Raw genomic sequence first — 15,485 nt, forward strand, 5'->3', positions numbered from 1 at the left:
TCGCCGCCGCCGGCCGCAGCTGCCGGCCGCCGGTGCGGCCGTGACGGCCGGACGTCGTCACCCCGGTCGACGGGCGACGACGACCATGGTCCCCGGGATCAGCCGACCGCGCACCGGGCCCCACCCGCCCCAGACCTGCTGGTTGCTCTCGGGCCACTCGGGCTCGACGACGTCCACGACCTGGAGACCGGCCGAGACCACGTCCCTGACGTGGTCGCCGACCGTCCGGTGGTACTCGGCGTACGTGACCCGACCCGCGCCGTCCGACTCCACGTACGGGCGGCGGTCGAAGTAGGACCGGTGCACCGTGAGCCCCTTCTCGCCTGGGTCGTCGGGGAACGCCCACCGGACGGGGTGCGTCACCGAGAAGGCCCAGGTGCCGCCGGGACGAAGGACGCGGGCGACCTCCGAGTGGATCCGTCGCGCGTCGGGGACGAACGGTACGGCCCCGTATGCGGTGAAGACCGTGTCGAACGAGGCCGCGGCGAACGGGAGGGCTCGGGCGTCGGCCTGGACGAGCGGGACGGGTCGAGCGCGGTCCGCGACCGCCCGGCCACGCGAGCGTCCCGGCCCGGCGCAGGCAGCGCCCTCGACTCCGGCGGGTCCGGGGGTGTCGCCGGCGAGGAGCATCCGGATCGACACGTCGGTGGCCACGACACGGGCCCCCTGGGCGGCGAGCCAACGGGCGCACTGCGCGGCGCCCGCGCCGATCTCGAGGACGTCGAGCCCCGCGACGGGCCCGAGCAGTCCCGCGTCCGACTCGCGGAGCCCTTCAGGGCCCCACACCAGCTCGTCCTTGAGGAACCCGTCGTGCTCCCGCTGGTACTCGGGTGCGTTCTCGTCCCACCAGCCGCGGGCCGCGGCGCCACCGACGTCGTCCGGCACGGCCGAATACCCTGCGGACCCGAGCGTCGACGTCATGTGTCCATTCTTGCGCCGCGGTCCGCCCGCTCCGTGGACCTGCGTCGCTCGGCGCGGCCTGCACGATAGGTTTGAGGCCTAGGGCCGAAGGACGCCAGGTCGGCCGCCCCAGCTCGTCGGACGAGGAGTCTCTGTGCGCATCGGTCTACTCACAGGCGGGGGCGACTGCCCGGGCCTCAATGCTGCGATCCGCGCCGTGGTCAAGCAGGCGACTGGCGAGTACGGCCACACGGTCACCGGGTTCCGCAACGGGTGGCGTGGCATGGTCGACGGCGACGTCGTCCCGCTGGGTCGCCAGGACATCCGCAACGTGCTCCCGACCGGGGGACCCTGCTGGGGACGGCGCGGTTCCACCCGAGCCACGAGGACGGCAGCATGGAGGCCGTCCTGACGACGCTCGAGGCGGAGCGGCTCGACTCGCTGATCTGCATCGGCGGCGACGGGACGCTGCACGCTGCCCAGCAGGTCGCGGAGGCAGGAGTCCCGATCGTCGCGATCCCCAAGACGATCGACAACGACGTCTGGGGCACCGACCTCTCCATCGGGTTCCACACCGCACTGAACATCGCGACGGAGGCGCTCGACCGGGTGCACACCACCGCCGAGAGCCACAACCGGGTCATGGTCGTCGAGGTCATGGGACGTCACGCAGGGTGGATCGCGGTGAACTCGGGCATCGCCGGCGGGGCCGAGGTGGTGCTCGCGCCCGAGGAGCCCTTCGACATCGACCGGATCGTGAAGTTCCTGAACCACCGCCACCGGGCGCACGCGAACTTCTCCATCGTGGTCGTCGCCGAGGGTGCGCTGCCCGCCGAGGGCACGTCGATGGTGTACGAGCAGGAGCTCGGGCGCTACGGCGAGATCATCGCCGGGTCGATCGGCGAGCGCGTCTCGAAGGAGATCGCCGAACGTACCGGGTTCGACACGCGGCTGACCGTCCTGGGCCACGTCCAGCGCGGCGGCGACACGACCCCCACCGACCGGATCCTCGGCAGCCGCTTCGGCGTCGCGGCCGTCGACGCCGTCACGCGTGGCGAGTCGAACGTGATGACTGCGCTCCACGGCGACGTGGTCGAGATGGTCTCCCTGGCCGAGATCGCCGGCAAGCTCAAGACCGTGCCGCTCGAGCTGCTGAGAGTGGCCAAGGCGCTGGCCTGAGGTGCTCGACAGGTCTCCGACCGGTCCGCCGTCCGGACCCTGTCTGCCTCCGGCGTCGTCCGTGCCCGATCACAGCTCGGTCGTTCGTAGGCCTCACCTGAGGCCGCGTTGATCTGAGCGACGGGAATGGATAAGATGGTCGATGGTGCGCTGCGTCCTGCGCGCGCGCCGAGAGCAGTCCGTCCCAACGGCATTCCAGGCCAGGGGCCCGGCTCGTCCGGTACCCGGCCCGTGTGCGCCGCTGAACGACTCACGCACGATTCCTGTCCGTACTACGTCCTGTCCGCATCGGAGCATCGAACTCTATGACCATCTCCACCCCCGCGAAGTCCGCCCCCCAGGTCGCCATCAACGACATCGGGACCGAGGAGGACTTCCTCGCCGCCATCGACGCCACCATCAAGTACTTCAATGACGGTGACATCGTCGAAGGCACCATCGTCAAGGTCGACCGTGACGAGGTCCTCCTCGACATCGGTTACAAGACCGAGGGCGTCATCCCCTCCCGCGAGCTCTCCATCAAGCACGACGTCGACCCGGGTGAGGTCGTCGCTGTCGGAGACGCGGTCGAGGCCCTGGTCCTCCAGAAGGAGGACAAGGAAGGCCGCCTGATCCTGTCCAAGAAGCGCGCACAGTACGAGCGCGCCTGGGGCACCATCGAGAAGGTCAAGGAGGAGGACGGCGTCGTCACCGGCACCGTCATCGAGGTCGTCAAGGGCGGCCTCATCCTCGACATCGGGCTGCGCGGGTTCCTCCCCGCCTCGCTCGTCGAGATGCGTCGTGTCCGCGACCTCCAGCCGTACGTCGGCAAGGAGATCGAGGCGAAGATCATCGAGCTCGACAAGAACCGCAACAACGTCGTCCTCTCGCGCCGCGCGTGGCTCGAGCAGACGCAGTCCGAGGTCCGCTCCACGTTCCTGCAGACCCTGCAGAAGAGCCAGGTGCGCCCGGGTGTCGTCTCCTCGATCGTCAACTTCGGTGCGTTCGTGGACCTCGGCGGCGTCGACGGTCTCGTGCACGTCTCCGAGCTCTCCTGGAAGCACATCGACCACCCCTCCGAGGTCGTCGAGGTCGGCCAGGAGGTCACGGTCGAGGTCCTCGACGTCGACTTCGACCGCGAGCGTGTCTCGCTGTCGCTCAAGGCGACGCAGGAGGACCCGTGGCAGACCTTCGCCCGGACCCACGCGATCGGCCAGGTCGTCCCGGGCAAGGTCACGAAGCTCGTCCCCTTCGGTGCGTTCGTGCGCGTCGAGGACGGCATCGAGGGCCTCGTGCACATCTCGGAGCTCGCGGTCCGTCACGTGGACCTGCCCGAGCAGGTCGTCACGGTCGGCGAGGAGGTGTTCGTCAAGGTCATCGACATCGACCTCGAGCGTCGCCGCATCTCGCTGTCGCTCAAGCAGGCCAACGAGGGCGTGAACCCGGAGTCGGACGACTTCGACCCCGCGCTCTACGGCATGGCTGCCGAGTACGACGAGCAGGGCAACTACAAGTACCCCGAGGGCTTCGACCCGGAGTCGAACGAGTGGCTCGAGGGCTTCGAGACCCAGCGCGAGGCGTGGGAGGCGGAGTACGCCAAGGCCCACGAGCGTTGGGACGCCCACCGCAAGCAGGTCGCCGAGGCCATCAAGGCCGACACCGAGGCGTCGACGACCACGTCGTCGAGCTCGAGCAGCAGCAGCGCCCCGGCAGCGGGTGGCGGCTCGTCCTCGTACTCCTCGGCCCCGGCCGCGGACGAGACCGGCGGCACGCTGGCCTCGGACGAGGCGCTCGCCGCACTGCGCGAGAAGCTCACCGGCAACTGAGCCACCGGCTCACGGCCTGACCTGTCGCTGACAGGTCGGCACGCCTGGCACGGCCCGTCACCTCCTCGGAGGTGGCGGGCCGTCGTCGTCAGGCGGTCGGGGCGAACTGCGTCCGGTACAGCTCCGCGTACAGGCCGCCCTCGTCCAGCAGCTGGGTGTGGGTCCCGGTCTGGACCACGACGCCGTCGTCGAGGACGACGATCGTGTCGGCGTCACGCACGGTGGACAGGCGGTGGGCGATGACCAGCGACGTCCGTCCCTTGAGGGCCTCGTTCAGCGCGGCCTGGACGGCGGACTCGGACTCGGAGTCGAGGTGGGCGGTCGCCTCGTCGAGGACGACGACGTCCGGCGCCTTGAGCAGGAGGCGGGCGATCGCGAGCCGCTGACGCTCGCCGCCCGAGAGCCGGTAGCCGCGATCACCGACGACGGTCCCGGTGCCGTCGGGCAGGCTGCTCACGAGGTCCCACACGTGGGCTGCCCGCAGCGCGGACTCGATCTCGTCGTCCGACGCGTCCGGGCGTGCGTACCGCAGGTTGCCGGCGATCGAGTCGTGGAACAGGTGCGCCTCCTGGGACACGACGCCGACGGTCGCGCGCAGCGACGCGTGCGAGGCGTCGGTGAGGTCCACGCCCGCGATCCGCACGGAGCCCGAGGTCGGGTCGTACATCCGGGTGACGAGCTGGGTGATCGTCGTCTTCCCTGCGCCCGACGGACCGACGAGCGCCACCATCGACCCGGCCGGGATCTCGAACGAGACATCGGTGAGGGTGTCGCTGGTGGGATCCCCGGTCGGCGCGCCGACCGCCTCCAGGGAGGCGAGCGACACGTCGGCGGCCACCGGATAGCGGAACGAGACGTGGTCGACGCTCACCGCGGCGCCGGTGCGCTCCACCGCCTCGCGCACGTCGACGGGCCGGTCCCGCTCGGCGACCGAGGGCTCGAGGTCGAGGACCTCGAGGACGCGCTCGAAGCTGACGAGCGCCGTCATCACGTCGACCTGCACGTTCGACATCGCCGTGAGCGGTCCGTACAGGCGCGCGAGGTACGCGGTGAGGGCGACGACCACACCGACCGTGAGCTCCCCACGGATCGCCATGACGCCACCCAGGCCGTAGATGACGGCGACGGCCACGGACGCGACCATGGTCAGCCCGACACGCAGATAGGTGCCGTACAGCGTCTGCTTCACGCCGATGTCGCGGACTCGTCGTGCCTGCGCCTCGTACGACGCGGACTCCCGCGCCGGGTCGCCGAAGATCTTCACGAGGTGCGCGCCGGCGACGTTGAACCGCTCGTTCATCGTCTGCGCCGCCTCGGCGTTCAGTGCGTACGCCTCACGGGTGATCGCGGCGATGCGCCGCCCGAACCAGCGTGCGGGCAGCACGAAGACCGGGAGCAGCACGAGCGAGACCAGCGTCAGCTGCCACGACATCGACAGCATGGCCACGAGGACGAAGACGATGGTGAGCGCGTTGCTGACCACGTTCTGCAGGGTCGCGGTGAAGGCCTGCTGGGCGCCGAGGACGTCGCCGTTGAGCCTCTGCACGAGCGCCCCCGTGCGGGCTCGGGCGAAGAACGCCAGCGGCATGCGCTGGACGTGGTCGAACACCGCGGTGCGCAGGTCGAGGATCAGCCCCTCGCCGACGCGGGCGCTCAGCCACCGGACACCGAGTCCCAGCGCCGCGGTGACCACGGCGAGCAGGGCGACGACGAGCGAGAGCCGGACGACGACGTCGGTGCGGCCGGCGCTGATGCCGTCGTCGATGAGGTGCTTGAAGAGCAGGGGGTGACGGCTCCCGCCGCCGCGTCGGCGGCGACGAGCACGAGGAAGACGGCCAGCTCGCCTCGGTACGGCCGCGCGAACCCCAGCACCCGGCGCACCGTGCCCGGCGCCAGCCTGTGCCTCGTGACGGACGAGTCCTGGCGGAACGAGGACATGCCGCCGCGCGGCGAGAACTGCGGGACGGACATCTGTGCTCCTGACCTGGCGCGGGCGTGCCACCTCGGGCTAACGGTACGGAGGCGTCGGACCTTCCCGGGGCGGTGAACGCGCCGCGCTGGCACGATGGTGCCCATGTTCAGAGTCGGGTTGACGGGCGGGATCGCGGCAGGCAAGTCGGTGGTGTCCGGGCGGCTCGCAGAGCGCGGCGGCGTCGTCATCGACTACGACGTCCTCGCCCGGGAGGCCGTCCACCCCGGGAGCCTAGGGCTCCTGCAGATCGCCGAGACCTTCGGGGCCGGCGTCGTCCGCGCCGACGGGACGCTGGACCGGACGGCGCTCGCGACGATCGTCTTCGGTGACGACGACGCCCGGGCGCGACTCGACGCGATCGTGCACCCGGAGATACGACGGATGGCGGCGGAGCACGAGGCCGGCGCCGTCGCCGCCGACCCGAGGGCCGTCGTCGTCCACGACGTGCCGCTGCTCGTGGAGACCGGGCGGACCGACGACTTCCATCTGGTCGTCGTGGTCGACGCCCCCGAGAGCCTCCGACTGGAACGCCTCGTGGAGGGGCGGGGGCTCAGCGTCGCGGACGCGCGTTCCCGGATCGCCGCCCAGGCCGACGACGACGACCGGCGGGAGGCCGCCGACGTGGTGCTCGACGGTACCGGGACCCGTGACGGCCTCGAGGAACAGGTCGACGCCCTCTGGGAACGCCTCGTGCGGGAGGCCGCGGACGAGGCCGGCGACCTTCGCTGATCTGATCAGCTCGAGGTCGCCGGCGCCGCCCGTCACCGGTCGGCTAGGCGCCCGACCTGGCCGACCGGCGACGCGCCACGAGGGCGAGTCCGGTCCCGGCAGCGATCAGGAGGAACGCGAACCCGAGCCACGGTCCCGGGTTCGACCCGGTCCACGGCAGCTGACCATCGGGCTGCGAGGGGTTGCTCGGTGCGCCCGGCGTCGGGGAGTCCGTGGCGGTCCCTGGGGTGGTGGGCGTCGGTGCCGGGGTCTCGGTCGACGTCGGTGAGGGCGTCGGCGTCGGCGTCACCGTGGTCGTCGGTGAAGGCGTGGGCGTCGGCGTAGGTGTGGGTGTCGGCGTGGGCGTCGGCGTCGGGCCCACCTGCGTCGTGTTGGTCACGACGACGAGTTTCGCCGTCGGGTCCTGTCCGACGACGAGGTCCCCGCCCGTGATGGTCGGCGTGGCCCACGAGGCGTCCGGGTCGGTGAAGTCGCCCGGCTCGGTGGTGACCGTCTCGGTCACCTGGCAGGACGTCCCGGCGGGGAAGGCGATCCGGTCGCCGCTGACGGAGGGGGAGACGGTGGCGCCGTCCGCGACCTCGAGGGTCCCGGACGCGGGTGCGGCTGCGCCTGACTGGTTGCCTTCGACCACGACGCCCGGGGCGTCGCAGGTCCAGTCGACGGGGAACGTCCGTGACCCGGTGTACACGCCGTCCGGGTCGACGACGTCCTTGCGGATCTCGAAGCCCGCGAGCAGCGTGTTGGTCACGACCACGGCGACGTCGGTCGTCGAGTCGGTGACCGTCAGGGTGCTGCCCGGCCGGCCGTCGATCAGGATCGTGGGCTCCGCCCAGACGGCGTCGCCCGTGTCGAGAGCGGCCCCGCCGACCTGCGCGCCCGAGGGATCCTCGGTGATCGTGCACTCGGTCCCGATCGTCATCCCGTCCTTGCGCTCGGTGACACCGGGCGTCAGGTCGATCGTGGACGTGTCGGTGCCCGCTCCGGCGGGCAGGGTGCAGTCGACGACGACCGGGAAGGTCGTGGTGGTCGGGTCGACGAACGAGCCGGGGGTGAGCTCCTTCGTGAGCGTGATGGCGCCCGTGCCGTCGTCGCAGTCCGTGGTGACGTCGCCCGTCCAGGGGTAGGAGTGCTGCTCGTTGCCGTTCCCCGAGGTCGTGAGATCGCCGGCCACGTGCACGCGCCCGTTGGTCGACGCCGTGAGCGTGACCGAGGAGGCATCGGTGGGCACCAGAATGCTGCCCATGAACTGTGACGAGCCCCCGATCGTCAGGTCGGTGGCGTCGGGGAAGTTCCAGAGCAGGCCGGCGGCCGCGTTGCCGAAGTCGGGGCTCGTGAGGTCGTCGACGCGGGTGCCGTTGATGCTGAAGTAGTTGGGGCTGAACGTCAGCGTGTTCGGCGTGCCGACGACGTTGATGGCGATGGACGCGTCGGTGGGCACGGACTCGATGTAGATCTCGGTCGTGCCGGTGAGGTCCGCGGCGTCGACCTCGAACACCTGGTCGTGGTCCGTCGTGGTGCTCGTGAGCGTGAGCTGCGTGCCGTTCGGCGTCGCCGTCCCGGTCGGCGTCTCGCCGGCAAGTCTGGCCGAGAGGGTGTCGATCTGTGCGGGCACCTGGGTGAAGTCGGCGGTGGCGGTGGCCGCACCGACCTCCGAGGTGACTGCGCCGCCGTTGGTCTCCAACCGGGGTGGCCCCGCGACCGGAGTGCCGCCGGTGTCCGTGATCGACCCACCGGCGACGGCGTTGCCGCCGCCGGTCAGGCCGTGGCCCACGTCGACCCGGGTCGACGTGCCGATCGTCAGATCTCCGCCGACGACGAGCATGTCGCTGCCTGCGCTGGGGACGATCTGGGACCCGACGCCCACCGTGCCGACGTTGAACGTGCCACCGGCCGTCTTGTCGATGGTGGCGTCGCCGAAGACGACGAGCACACCCTCGGTCTCCGCCGCGCTGCCCGCCGCGGTGTAGTCGCCCCCGGCGAACACGGCCACCGCGTCGTCCGTGTAGAGCGGGGGCGGGTTGCCGATCCCCGGGAACCCACCGTCGGGCGGGCAGAAGCCCAGCGCCTTGGTCGCGGTCGGGACGACGACGGCCGGGTGCACCGCGGGCGTCGTGGGTGCGGCAGCTGCGGCCCCGGCGGAGACGGCTGCACCGGTGGTGACACCGACGGCGAGCATGGCGAACGCGGCCAGGGCGGCGGTGACGCGCGCTCGGGCTGGGCGACGCGGGGGAGTGGTGGGGTGCACGTGGTCCTCGTTCGGGGGTCGGCCGGGCGGGGCAGAGTTAGTTCGTGGTGTAAACCAATCGTCGATGCTAACAGCGCTCGACCCTCTCTTCGTCGGGAGAGCGCGCTCACCGTGGGTGAACCCGACGTCCGTGTCGGTGCCCCGGCGTACCGTTGCGGCATGCGTCCCGTCACCGATCTCCAGCGCACCGTCGCCCCGTTCGAGGTGGTCTCGGACTACCAGCCCTCGGGCGACCAGCCGACCGCGATCGCCGACCTCGCGCGCAGGGTCCGGGCGGGGGAGAAGGACATCACGCTCCTCGGCGCGACCGGTACCGGGAAGTCCGCGACGACTGCGTGGCTCATCGAGGAGCTCCAGCGACCGACGCTCGTGATGGCGCCGAACAAGACCCTCGCTGCGCAGCTCGCGACCGAGTTCCGCGAGCTCCTGCCGAACAACGCCGTCGAGTACTTCGTCTCGTACTACGACTACTACCAGCCCGAGGCGTACATCGCGCAGACGGACACCTTCATCGAAAAGGACTCGTCGATCAACGACGAGGTCGAGAGGCTGCGGCACTCGGCGACCTCGTCCCTGCTGACCCGCCGGGACGTCGTCGTGGTCGCCTCCGTCTCGTGCATCTACGGACTCGGCACGCCGCAGGAGTACGTGGACCGGATGGTGCGGCTCGACGTGGGCGACACCGTCGAGCGGGACCAGCTGCTGCGCCAGTTCGTGACGATGCAGTACACGCGCAACGACGTCGCGTTCACCCGCGGGACCTTCCGGGTGCGGGGGGACACGGTCGAGATCATCCCGGTGTACGAGGAGCTCGCGGTCCGCATCGAGTTCTTCGGCGACGAGATCGAGGCGATCCAGACCCTCCACCCGCTGACGGGTGAGGTCGTGCGCTCGGAGCAGAGCATCTACGTGTTCCCGGCGACGCACTACGTCGCGGGTCCGGAGCGCATGGAGCGCGCGATCGGGTCGATCGAGACCGAGCTCGCCGCCCGGCTCGAGGACCTCGAGCGCCAGGACAAGCTGCTCGAGGCGCAGCGCCTGCGTATGCGGACGACGTACGACATCGAGATGATGCGGCAGATCGGCTCGTGCTCCGGCATCGAGAACTACTCGCGGCACATCGACGGGCGCGACCCCGGGAGCCCGCCGAACACGCTGCTCGACTACTTCCCCGAGGACTTCCTGCTCGTGGTCGACGAGTCGCACGTCACCGTCCCGCAGATCGGCGCGATGTTCGAGGGCGACATGTCGCGCAAGCGCAGCCTCGTGGAGCACGGGTTCCGCCTCCCGAGCGCGACGGACAACCGGCCGCTGCGCTGGGAGGAGTTCGTCGAGCGCATCGGGCAGACGGTCTATCTCTCGGCGACCCCCGGCTCGTACGAGCTCTCGATGTCGGACGGCGTGGTCGAGCAGATCATCCGACCGACCGGTCTGGTCGACCCGAAGGTCGTGATCAAGCCCACGACCGGGCAGATCGACGACCTGCTCGGTGAGATCCGCGACCGCACGGACCGCAACGAGCGCGTGCTCGTCACGACCCTGACGAAGAAGATGGCCGAGGACCTCACCGACTACTTCCTCGACCGCGGGGTGCGGGTGCGCTACCTGCACTCGGAGGTCGACACGCTGCGCCGGGTCGAGCTCCTGCGAGAGCTGCGGCAGGGCGAGTACGACGTCCTCGTGGGTATCAACCTGCTCCGGGAGGGTCTCGACCTGCCTGAGGTCTCGCTCGTCGCGATCCTCGACGCCGACAAGGAGGGGTTCCTGCGCTCGGGCACGTCGCTCATCCAGACCATCGGCCGTGCCGCGCGCAACGTGTCCGGCGAGGTGCACATGTACGCCGACAAGATCACGGCTGCGATGGCGCACGCGATCGAGGAGACCGACCGGCGTCGTGAGAAGCAGGTCGCCTACAACACCGAGCACGGCATCGACCCGACACCGCTGCGCAAGCGGATCTCGGACGTCACGGACATGCTCGCCCGCGAGGACATCGACACCGAGGAGCTGCTCAAGGGCGGCTACCGCAAGCCCGGCAAGGGCGCGAAGGCTCCGGTGCCGGGCGCGGGCACGGACGGGACGTCGTCCGGCAACAAGCTCGCCGGGGTGGCGGCGGGCGAGCTCGCCGACCTCATCCAGGAGCTCAGCGACCAGATGCACGCCGCCGCGGCGGAGCTCCAGTTCGAGCTCGCGGCGCGCTTGCGCGACGAGATCGGCGGGATGAAGAAGGAGCTGCGGCAGATGCACGCGGCGACCCGCTGAGCCCCGACGCGGTCCGTCGTCCGCGTCGCGGTGTCGACCGGTGCCGCCGGTGGTGGTGAGCAAGAGATGCGCGCTCTATAGTTGGCCCCTGCGAGGGGAGTATTCCCACGCGGTGGCGTCGTCATCACGTCCGGTCCCGCGACCGGTCCGGTGCCACCGGTTCGCGCAACGACCTCGGGGCGACCCTGGTCTGTGAGCGGAAGAGACCTCGGGTTCCCACCATCTCGAAGGTTGTGCTCCGTGGACGTCCCCCTCTGGGCGTGGATCGTGACGATCGGTCTGATCCTCGCCATGCTCGCTGTCGACTACGTCGGCCACGTCAAGACCCCGCACGCACCGAGCATGAAGGAAGCCGCGTGGTGGTCGGTCGGCTACATCGCCGTCGCAGTCGTCTTCGGCGGCGTCGTCTGGGCGGTCTGGGGGCCCACGTACGGCGGTGAGTACTTCGCCGGCTATGTCACCGAGAAGAGCCTGTCCGTCGACAACCTCTTCGTGTTCGTGCTGATCATGGGCGCGTTCCGGGTGCCTCGGCTGTACCAGCAGAAGGTGCTCCTGGTCGGGATCACGATCGCGCTGGTCCTGCGGACCATCTTCATCCTCGCGGGTGCGGCGCTCATCGCGAACTTCAGCTGGATCTTCTACCTCTTCGGCGCGTTCCTGATCTACACCGCGTGGGCTCAGGCCCGGTCCGGGACGGAGCACGACGCCGAGTTCAAGGAGAACGGGGTCCTGCGCCTCGTCCGGCGGGTCTTCCCGACGACCGACGACTACGTCGACGACAAGCTGACCGTCAAGATCGACGGCAAGCGGTTCATCACGCCGATGCTCATCGTGATGATCGCGATCGGGAGCGCCGACGTCCTCTTCGCCGTCGACTCGATCCCCGCGATCTTCGGGCTGACGCAGGAGACCTACCTGGTCTTCGCGGCCAACGCGTTCTCGCTCCTGGGGCTGCGGCAGCTCTACTTCCTCATCGACGGGCTCCTGGACCGCCTCGTCTACCTGGCGTACGGGCTCGCGGCGATCCTCGGGTTCATCGGGCTCAAGCTCGTGATCCATGCGCTGCACACCAACGAGGTGCCGTTCATCAACGGCGGGGAGCACATCGAGGCGATCCCCGAGATCTCGACGCCCGTGTCGTTGGCGTTCATCGGGGTCGTGCTCGTGATCACGACCGTCGCGAGCCTCTACAAGGACCGCAAGGACCGCCGGGCCGCGGCGCTCGCAGACGGGGAAGCCCCCGCCGGTGCGTCCTCGAGCAGCGACGCGAACCGCGCCGACGAGAGCTGATCACCGGCCGGTCGAGCGGTCAGACGTGCGCCGTGAGGTCGCCGATCACCGGGGACCAGCCGCGGACGCTGCGGCGCGCGATCAGGCTGGCTCGCGCGAACGGGTCCTCGTCGAGCGCCCCCTCGGCGTTCTCGGCGCTGTCCACCGCGAGCAGCAGCAGCGCGCCGGGCGTCGCGTCCGGGGCCGGGAGCCACGGTCCTGACGCGACCAGCGTCCCTGCCGCGTGGAGCCCGCGCAGGAACTCGCGGTGCTCGGGCCGTGTGGCATCGAGGTCGGCGGGGCGGTCGGCGTACTCGTAGGTGACGGTGAAGATCGGCATGCGTGCAGTCTCTCACCAGCCGCCCGACCAGCTGCCTCTCCAGCTGACGCACCTGCCGCTCGCCGGCGCTCTACCAGCCGGTCACCAGCCGCGTGCGCGCCACTTGCCCAGGGACGAGCGCTCCGTCCCGAGGGTCGTGTCCCGGCCGTGCCCCGGGTACACCCAGGTGTCGTCGCCGAACCGGTCGAACACGCGGGCCTCGAGGTCGTCCATGAGGGAGGTGAACTCCTCGGGTCCGGCGGTCTTGCCGGGGCCGCCCGGGAAGAGGGAGTCGCCGGTGAACAGGTGGACGCGGCCTGCCACCGCGCCGTCCGACGAGACCTCGGCGGGCTCCCGGTAGGCGAGGGCGACGGACCCTGGTGTGTGGCCGCGCAGCGCCACGACCTCGAGCGCCGCGTGCCCGACCGTGAGCACTTGGCCCGACTCCAGCGCGTCGACGGGGACCCGGGTAGCCGCGATGATCGCCTCGGCGTCGGCCGCACCGGCGAGGGCCGTCGCGCCGGTCACCGCCACGATGGCCGCGAGCGCGCCGGTGTGGTCCGGGTGCCGGTGCGTGGTGACGACCGTGGAGAGGGCTGCCCCGCTCGATCCTTCGCGCACGAGCGACAGCAGGGCGTCGGGGTCGGCCGCGGCATCGATCAGGAGCTGCTCGCCGGACCGGTGGCAGGTGATGAGGTACGCGTTGTTGTCCATGGGGCCGACGCTCGCCTTGCGGACGTCGACCTCGTCCAGGTGTCGGACGGCGGGTGGCCCGCCGGGGGAGACGTCCCCTGTGTAGTCGGTGGTCATCGGGCCTCCTCGGTGCTGCGGAGCGCGCGGTCCAGGCTGTGGACGGCACGGACGAGCCCCAGGTGCGAGAACGCCTGGGGGAAGTTGCCCACGAGCGACCCGGAGGCGCCGTCGTACTCCTCGGCGAGCAGGCCGACGTCGTTCGTGAGGCCGACGAGGAGGTCGAGGAGCCGGCCTGCCTCCTGGACGTCGCCGATCCGCGCGAGGGCGTCGGCGAGCCAGAACGAGCAGACGAGGAAGGGGTGCTCGTCGCCCCCGAGACCGTCGACGCCGGTCTCGGTGCGGTAGCGCAGCACCAGGCCGTCGTCGCGCTCGAGCTCGGCCCGCACCTGGCGGACGGTCCCGACGACGCGGGGGTCGTCCGGCGGCAGGAACCCCACCTGGAGCATCTGGAGGAGCGAAGCGTCGGTGTGGCGGGCGCCGTAGTGCTGGACGAACGAACCCAGCTCGTGGTCGTACCCGTGCTGGATGACGTCGGCCTTGATCTCGTCGCGTGCCGCGCGCCACTCGTCCAGAGGGCCGTCGAGCCCGTGGTCCTCGACGGCCCGCACGGCGCGGTCGACGGCGGCCCAGGTCATGATCTTCGAGTGCACGAAGTGCTGCTCGGGACCGCGGATCTCCCAGAGCCCGCGGTCCGGCAGGCGCCAGCGCTCGAGCTGGTTCGCGACGAGGTGCTTCTGCAGCGACCAGCTGTCGGCGCTCTCCTCGATGCCGGCGGACCGGGCCATCGCGAGGGCGCTCATCACCTCGCCGAGGACGTCGTTCTGCATCTGGTCGACGGCCGCGTTCCCGACGCGGACGGGCAGCGAGTCTGCGTAGCCCGGGAGGTGGTCGAGCTCGCGCTCCGGCAGCTCGCGCGACCCGTCGACCGCATACATGATCTGGACGTCCGCCGGGTCACCGGCGACGGCGCGCAGCAGCCAGCTGCGCCAGGCGGAGATCTCGTCGTGGTACCCCGACTCGACGAGCGCCTCGAGCGTCAGCGCGGCGTCCCGGAGCCAGCAGTAGCGGTAGTCCCAGTTGCGCTCGCCCCCGGGGTCCTCGGGGAGCGACGTCGTGGCCGCGGCCACGATCCCGCCGGTCTCGTCGTTGGTCAGCAGTCGCAGCGTCAGCAGCGACCGGACGAGCGCCTCGCGGTGGGGCCCGTCATAGGTGCACGACGCGATCCAGCCGCACCAGTGGTCGCGGGTGGCGTCGATCCGGTCGCTGAAGGACAGGCGTGGCGGGACGGGCTCCCAGGACCGCGTCCAGGTCACCGCCAGCTCCAGCACCTCGCCGGCGGTCATCTCGAACGTTTCGCAGTGCGTGTGGTCGGACGGCGGGGGCAGCCGGTCGCCGCGCAGCAGCAGCGCGTCGGCGCCGGCGACCGCGCGGATCGCGGCGCGCCCGTCGTTGGCCTCGTCGTCGGTGCGCCGCACCCACGGGACGACGGCCCCGTACCCGAAGCGGACGATCCACTCGTGCTCGACCGTGACGGTGCCCTCGAGGACCTCGAGCCGGCGGATCAGGTCGGCGCGCCCGTCGCCGACGGGCATGAGGTCGGTCACCTGCGCGGTGCCGGACGGCGAGGTGTACGTCGTGCGCAGGACGAACGTGTCGCCGTCGTAGTCCCGGGTGACGGAGGTCGCGTCCGGGACCGTCAGCAGCCAGCGACCGTTGCGCTCGTCCCCGAGCAGGGCGGCGAAGCACGCGGGGGAGTCGACCCGGGGCAGACAGAGCCAGTCCACCGAGCCGTGCCGGCTGATCAGCGCGACGGAGGACCCGTCCCCGACGACGGCGTAGTCCTCGACCGGGACGGGGTACTCGGTCCCGGGGCGGTCGTCGCCCGGCTGCCCGTCGCCGGGCTGCGCGGCGGCCGACGGTTCGGCGGCGGAGGGGTCGACGTCTGGGTGCTTCGGTGCGTGCGGCTCGTTGCTCATCGCGGACAGTCTGCCCTGTGCGGCCGACGCTCACACGCCTGGGGTCCGCCGCGACCGCCGTGTGATCGAACAGGTG

Annotated in this window: 9 protein-coding genes and 2 pseudogenes; 5 read left to right on the forward strand and 6 right to left on the reverse strand. The window is 71.0% G+C overall.

Translation table 11 applies throughout. From position 1 onward, the window contains the following. Positions 1 to 57: 57 nt before the first annotated feature. Entirely contained in the window at positions 58 to 921 is an 864-nt protein-coding gene (locus tag QUE47_RS13800) for a class I SAM-dependent methyltransferase (protein ID WP_286217754.1), read from the reverse strand. Between the two features lie 196 nt (positions 922 to 1,117). Here QUE47_RS13800 and QUE47_RS13805 point away from each other — a divergent pair. Next, positions 1,118 to 2,079: pseudogene (locus tag QUE47_RS13805) on the forward strand (6-phosphofructokinase). Positions 2,080 to 2,384: 305 nt separating this feature from the next. After that, positions 2,385 to 3,884, forward strand: a complete 1,500-nt coding sequence (gene rpsA, locus QUE47_RS13810) for a 30S ribosomal protein S1 (protein WP_286217755.1) — start codon at positions 2,385 to 2,387, stop codon at positions 3,882 to 3,884. 88 nt (positions 3,885 to 3,972) lie between these two features. Here the strand turns inward: rpsA and QUE47_RS13815 are convergent. Continuing rightward, positions 3,973 to 5,855, reverse strand: a pseudogene (locus tag QUE47_RS13815) (ABC transporter ATP-binding protein). 103 nt (positions 5,856 to 5,958) lie between these two features. Between QUE47_RS13815 and coaE the strand changes: the two are divergent. Beyond that, entirely contained in the window at positions 5,959 to 6,585 is a 627-nt protein-coding gene (gene coaE / locus QUE47_RS13820) for a dephospho-CoA kinase (protein ID WP_286217756.1), read from the forward strand. A gap of 43 nt (positions 6,586 to 6,628) precedes the next feature. Here the strand turns inward: coaE and QUE47_RS13825 are convergent, their stop codons facing one another. Further along, positions 6,629 to 8,830 carry a choice-of-anchor A family protein gene (locus QUE47_RS13825; protein ID WP_286217757.1) on the reverse strand — a complete coding sequence of 734 codons (2,202 nt, stop codon included), beginning with the start codon at positions 8,828 to 8,830 and terminating at the stop codon, positions 6,629 to 6,631. 159 nt (positions 8,831 to 8,989) lie between these two features. Here QUE47_RS13825 and uvrB point away from each other — a divergent pair, with 159 nt between their 5' ends. Both uvrB and QUE47_RS13835 read left to right on the forward strand, forming a co-directional pair. Beyond that, a complete protein-coding gene (gene uvrB / locus QUE47_RS13830) occupies positions 8,990 to 11,092 on the forward strand; it encodes an excinuclease ABC subunit UvrB (RefSeq protein WP_286217758.1) in 2,103 nt (700 codons plus the stop codon). 240 nt (positions 11,093 to 11,332) lie between these two features. Further along, positions 11,333 to 12,382, forward strand: a complete 1,050-nt coding sequence (locus QUE47_RS13835; protein ID WP_286217759.1) for a TerC family protein — start codon at positions 11,333 to 11,335, stop codon at positions 12,380 to 12,382. A 19-nt stretch (positions 12,383 to 12,401) separates the two neighbouring features. On the opposite strand, the gene QUE47_RS13840 is transcribed toward QUE47_RS13835, so the two are convergent. The 3 genes from QUE47_RS13840 to QUE47_RS13850 form a co-directional block, all read right to left on the reverse strand. Then, positions 12,402 to 12,701, reverse strand: a complete 300-nt coding sequence (locus QUE47_RS13840; protein ID WP_286217760.1) for a YciI family protein — start codon at positions 12,699 to 12,701, stop codon at positions 12,402 to 12,404. Positions 12,702 to 12,782: 81 nt separating this feature from the next. Beyond that, positions 12,783 to 13,490, reverse strand: coding sequence for an MBL fold metallo-hydrolase (locus tag QUE47_RS13845; protein WP_286217761.1), 708 nt, complete (start codon positions 13,488 to 13,490; stop codon positions 12,783 to 12,785). Continuing rightward, complete coding sequence (locus tag QUE47_RS13850) at positions 13,487 to 15,409, reverse strand: glycoside hydrolase family 15 protein (protein ID WP_286217762.1); 1,923 nt, start codon at positions 15,407 to 15,409, stop codon at positions 13,487 to 13,489. Before QUE47_RS13850 ends, QUE47_RS13845 begins: the two co-directional genes overlap by 4 nt. Between the last annotated feature and the right edge of the window lie 76 nt (positions 15,410 to 15,485).

Source organism: Paraoerskovia sediminicola, from assembly GCF_030296575.1.
GTDB lineage: Bacteria > Actinomycetota > Actinomycetes > Actinomycetales > Cellulomonadaceae > Paraoerskovia > Paraoerskovia sediminicola.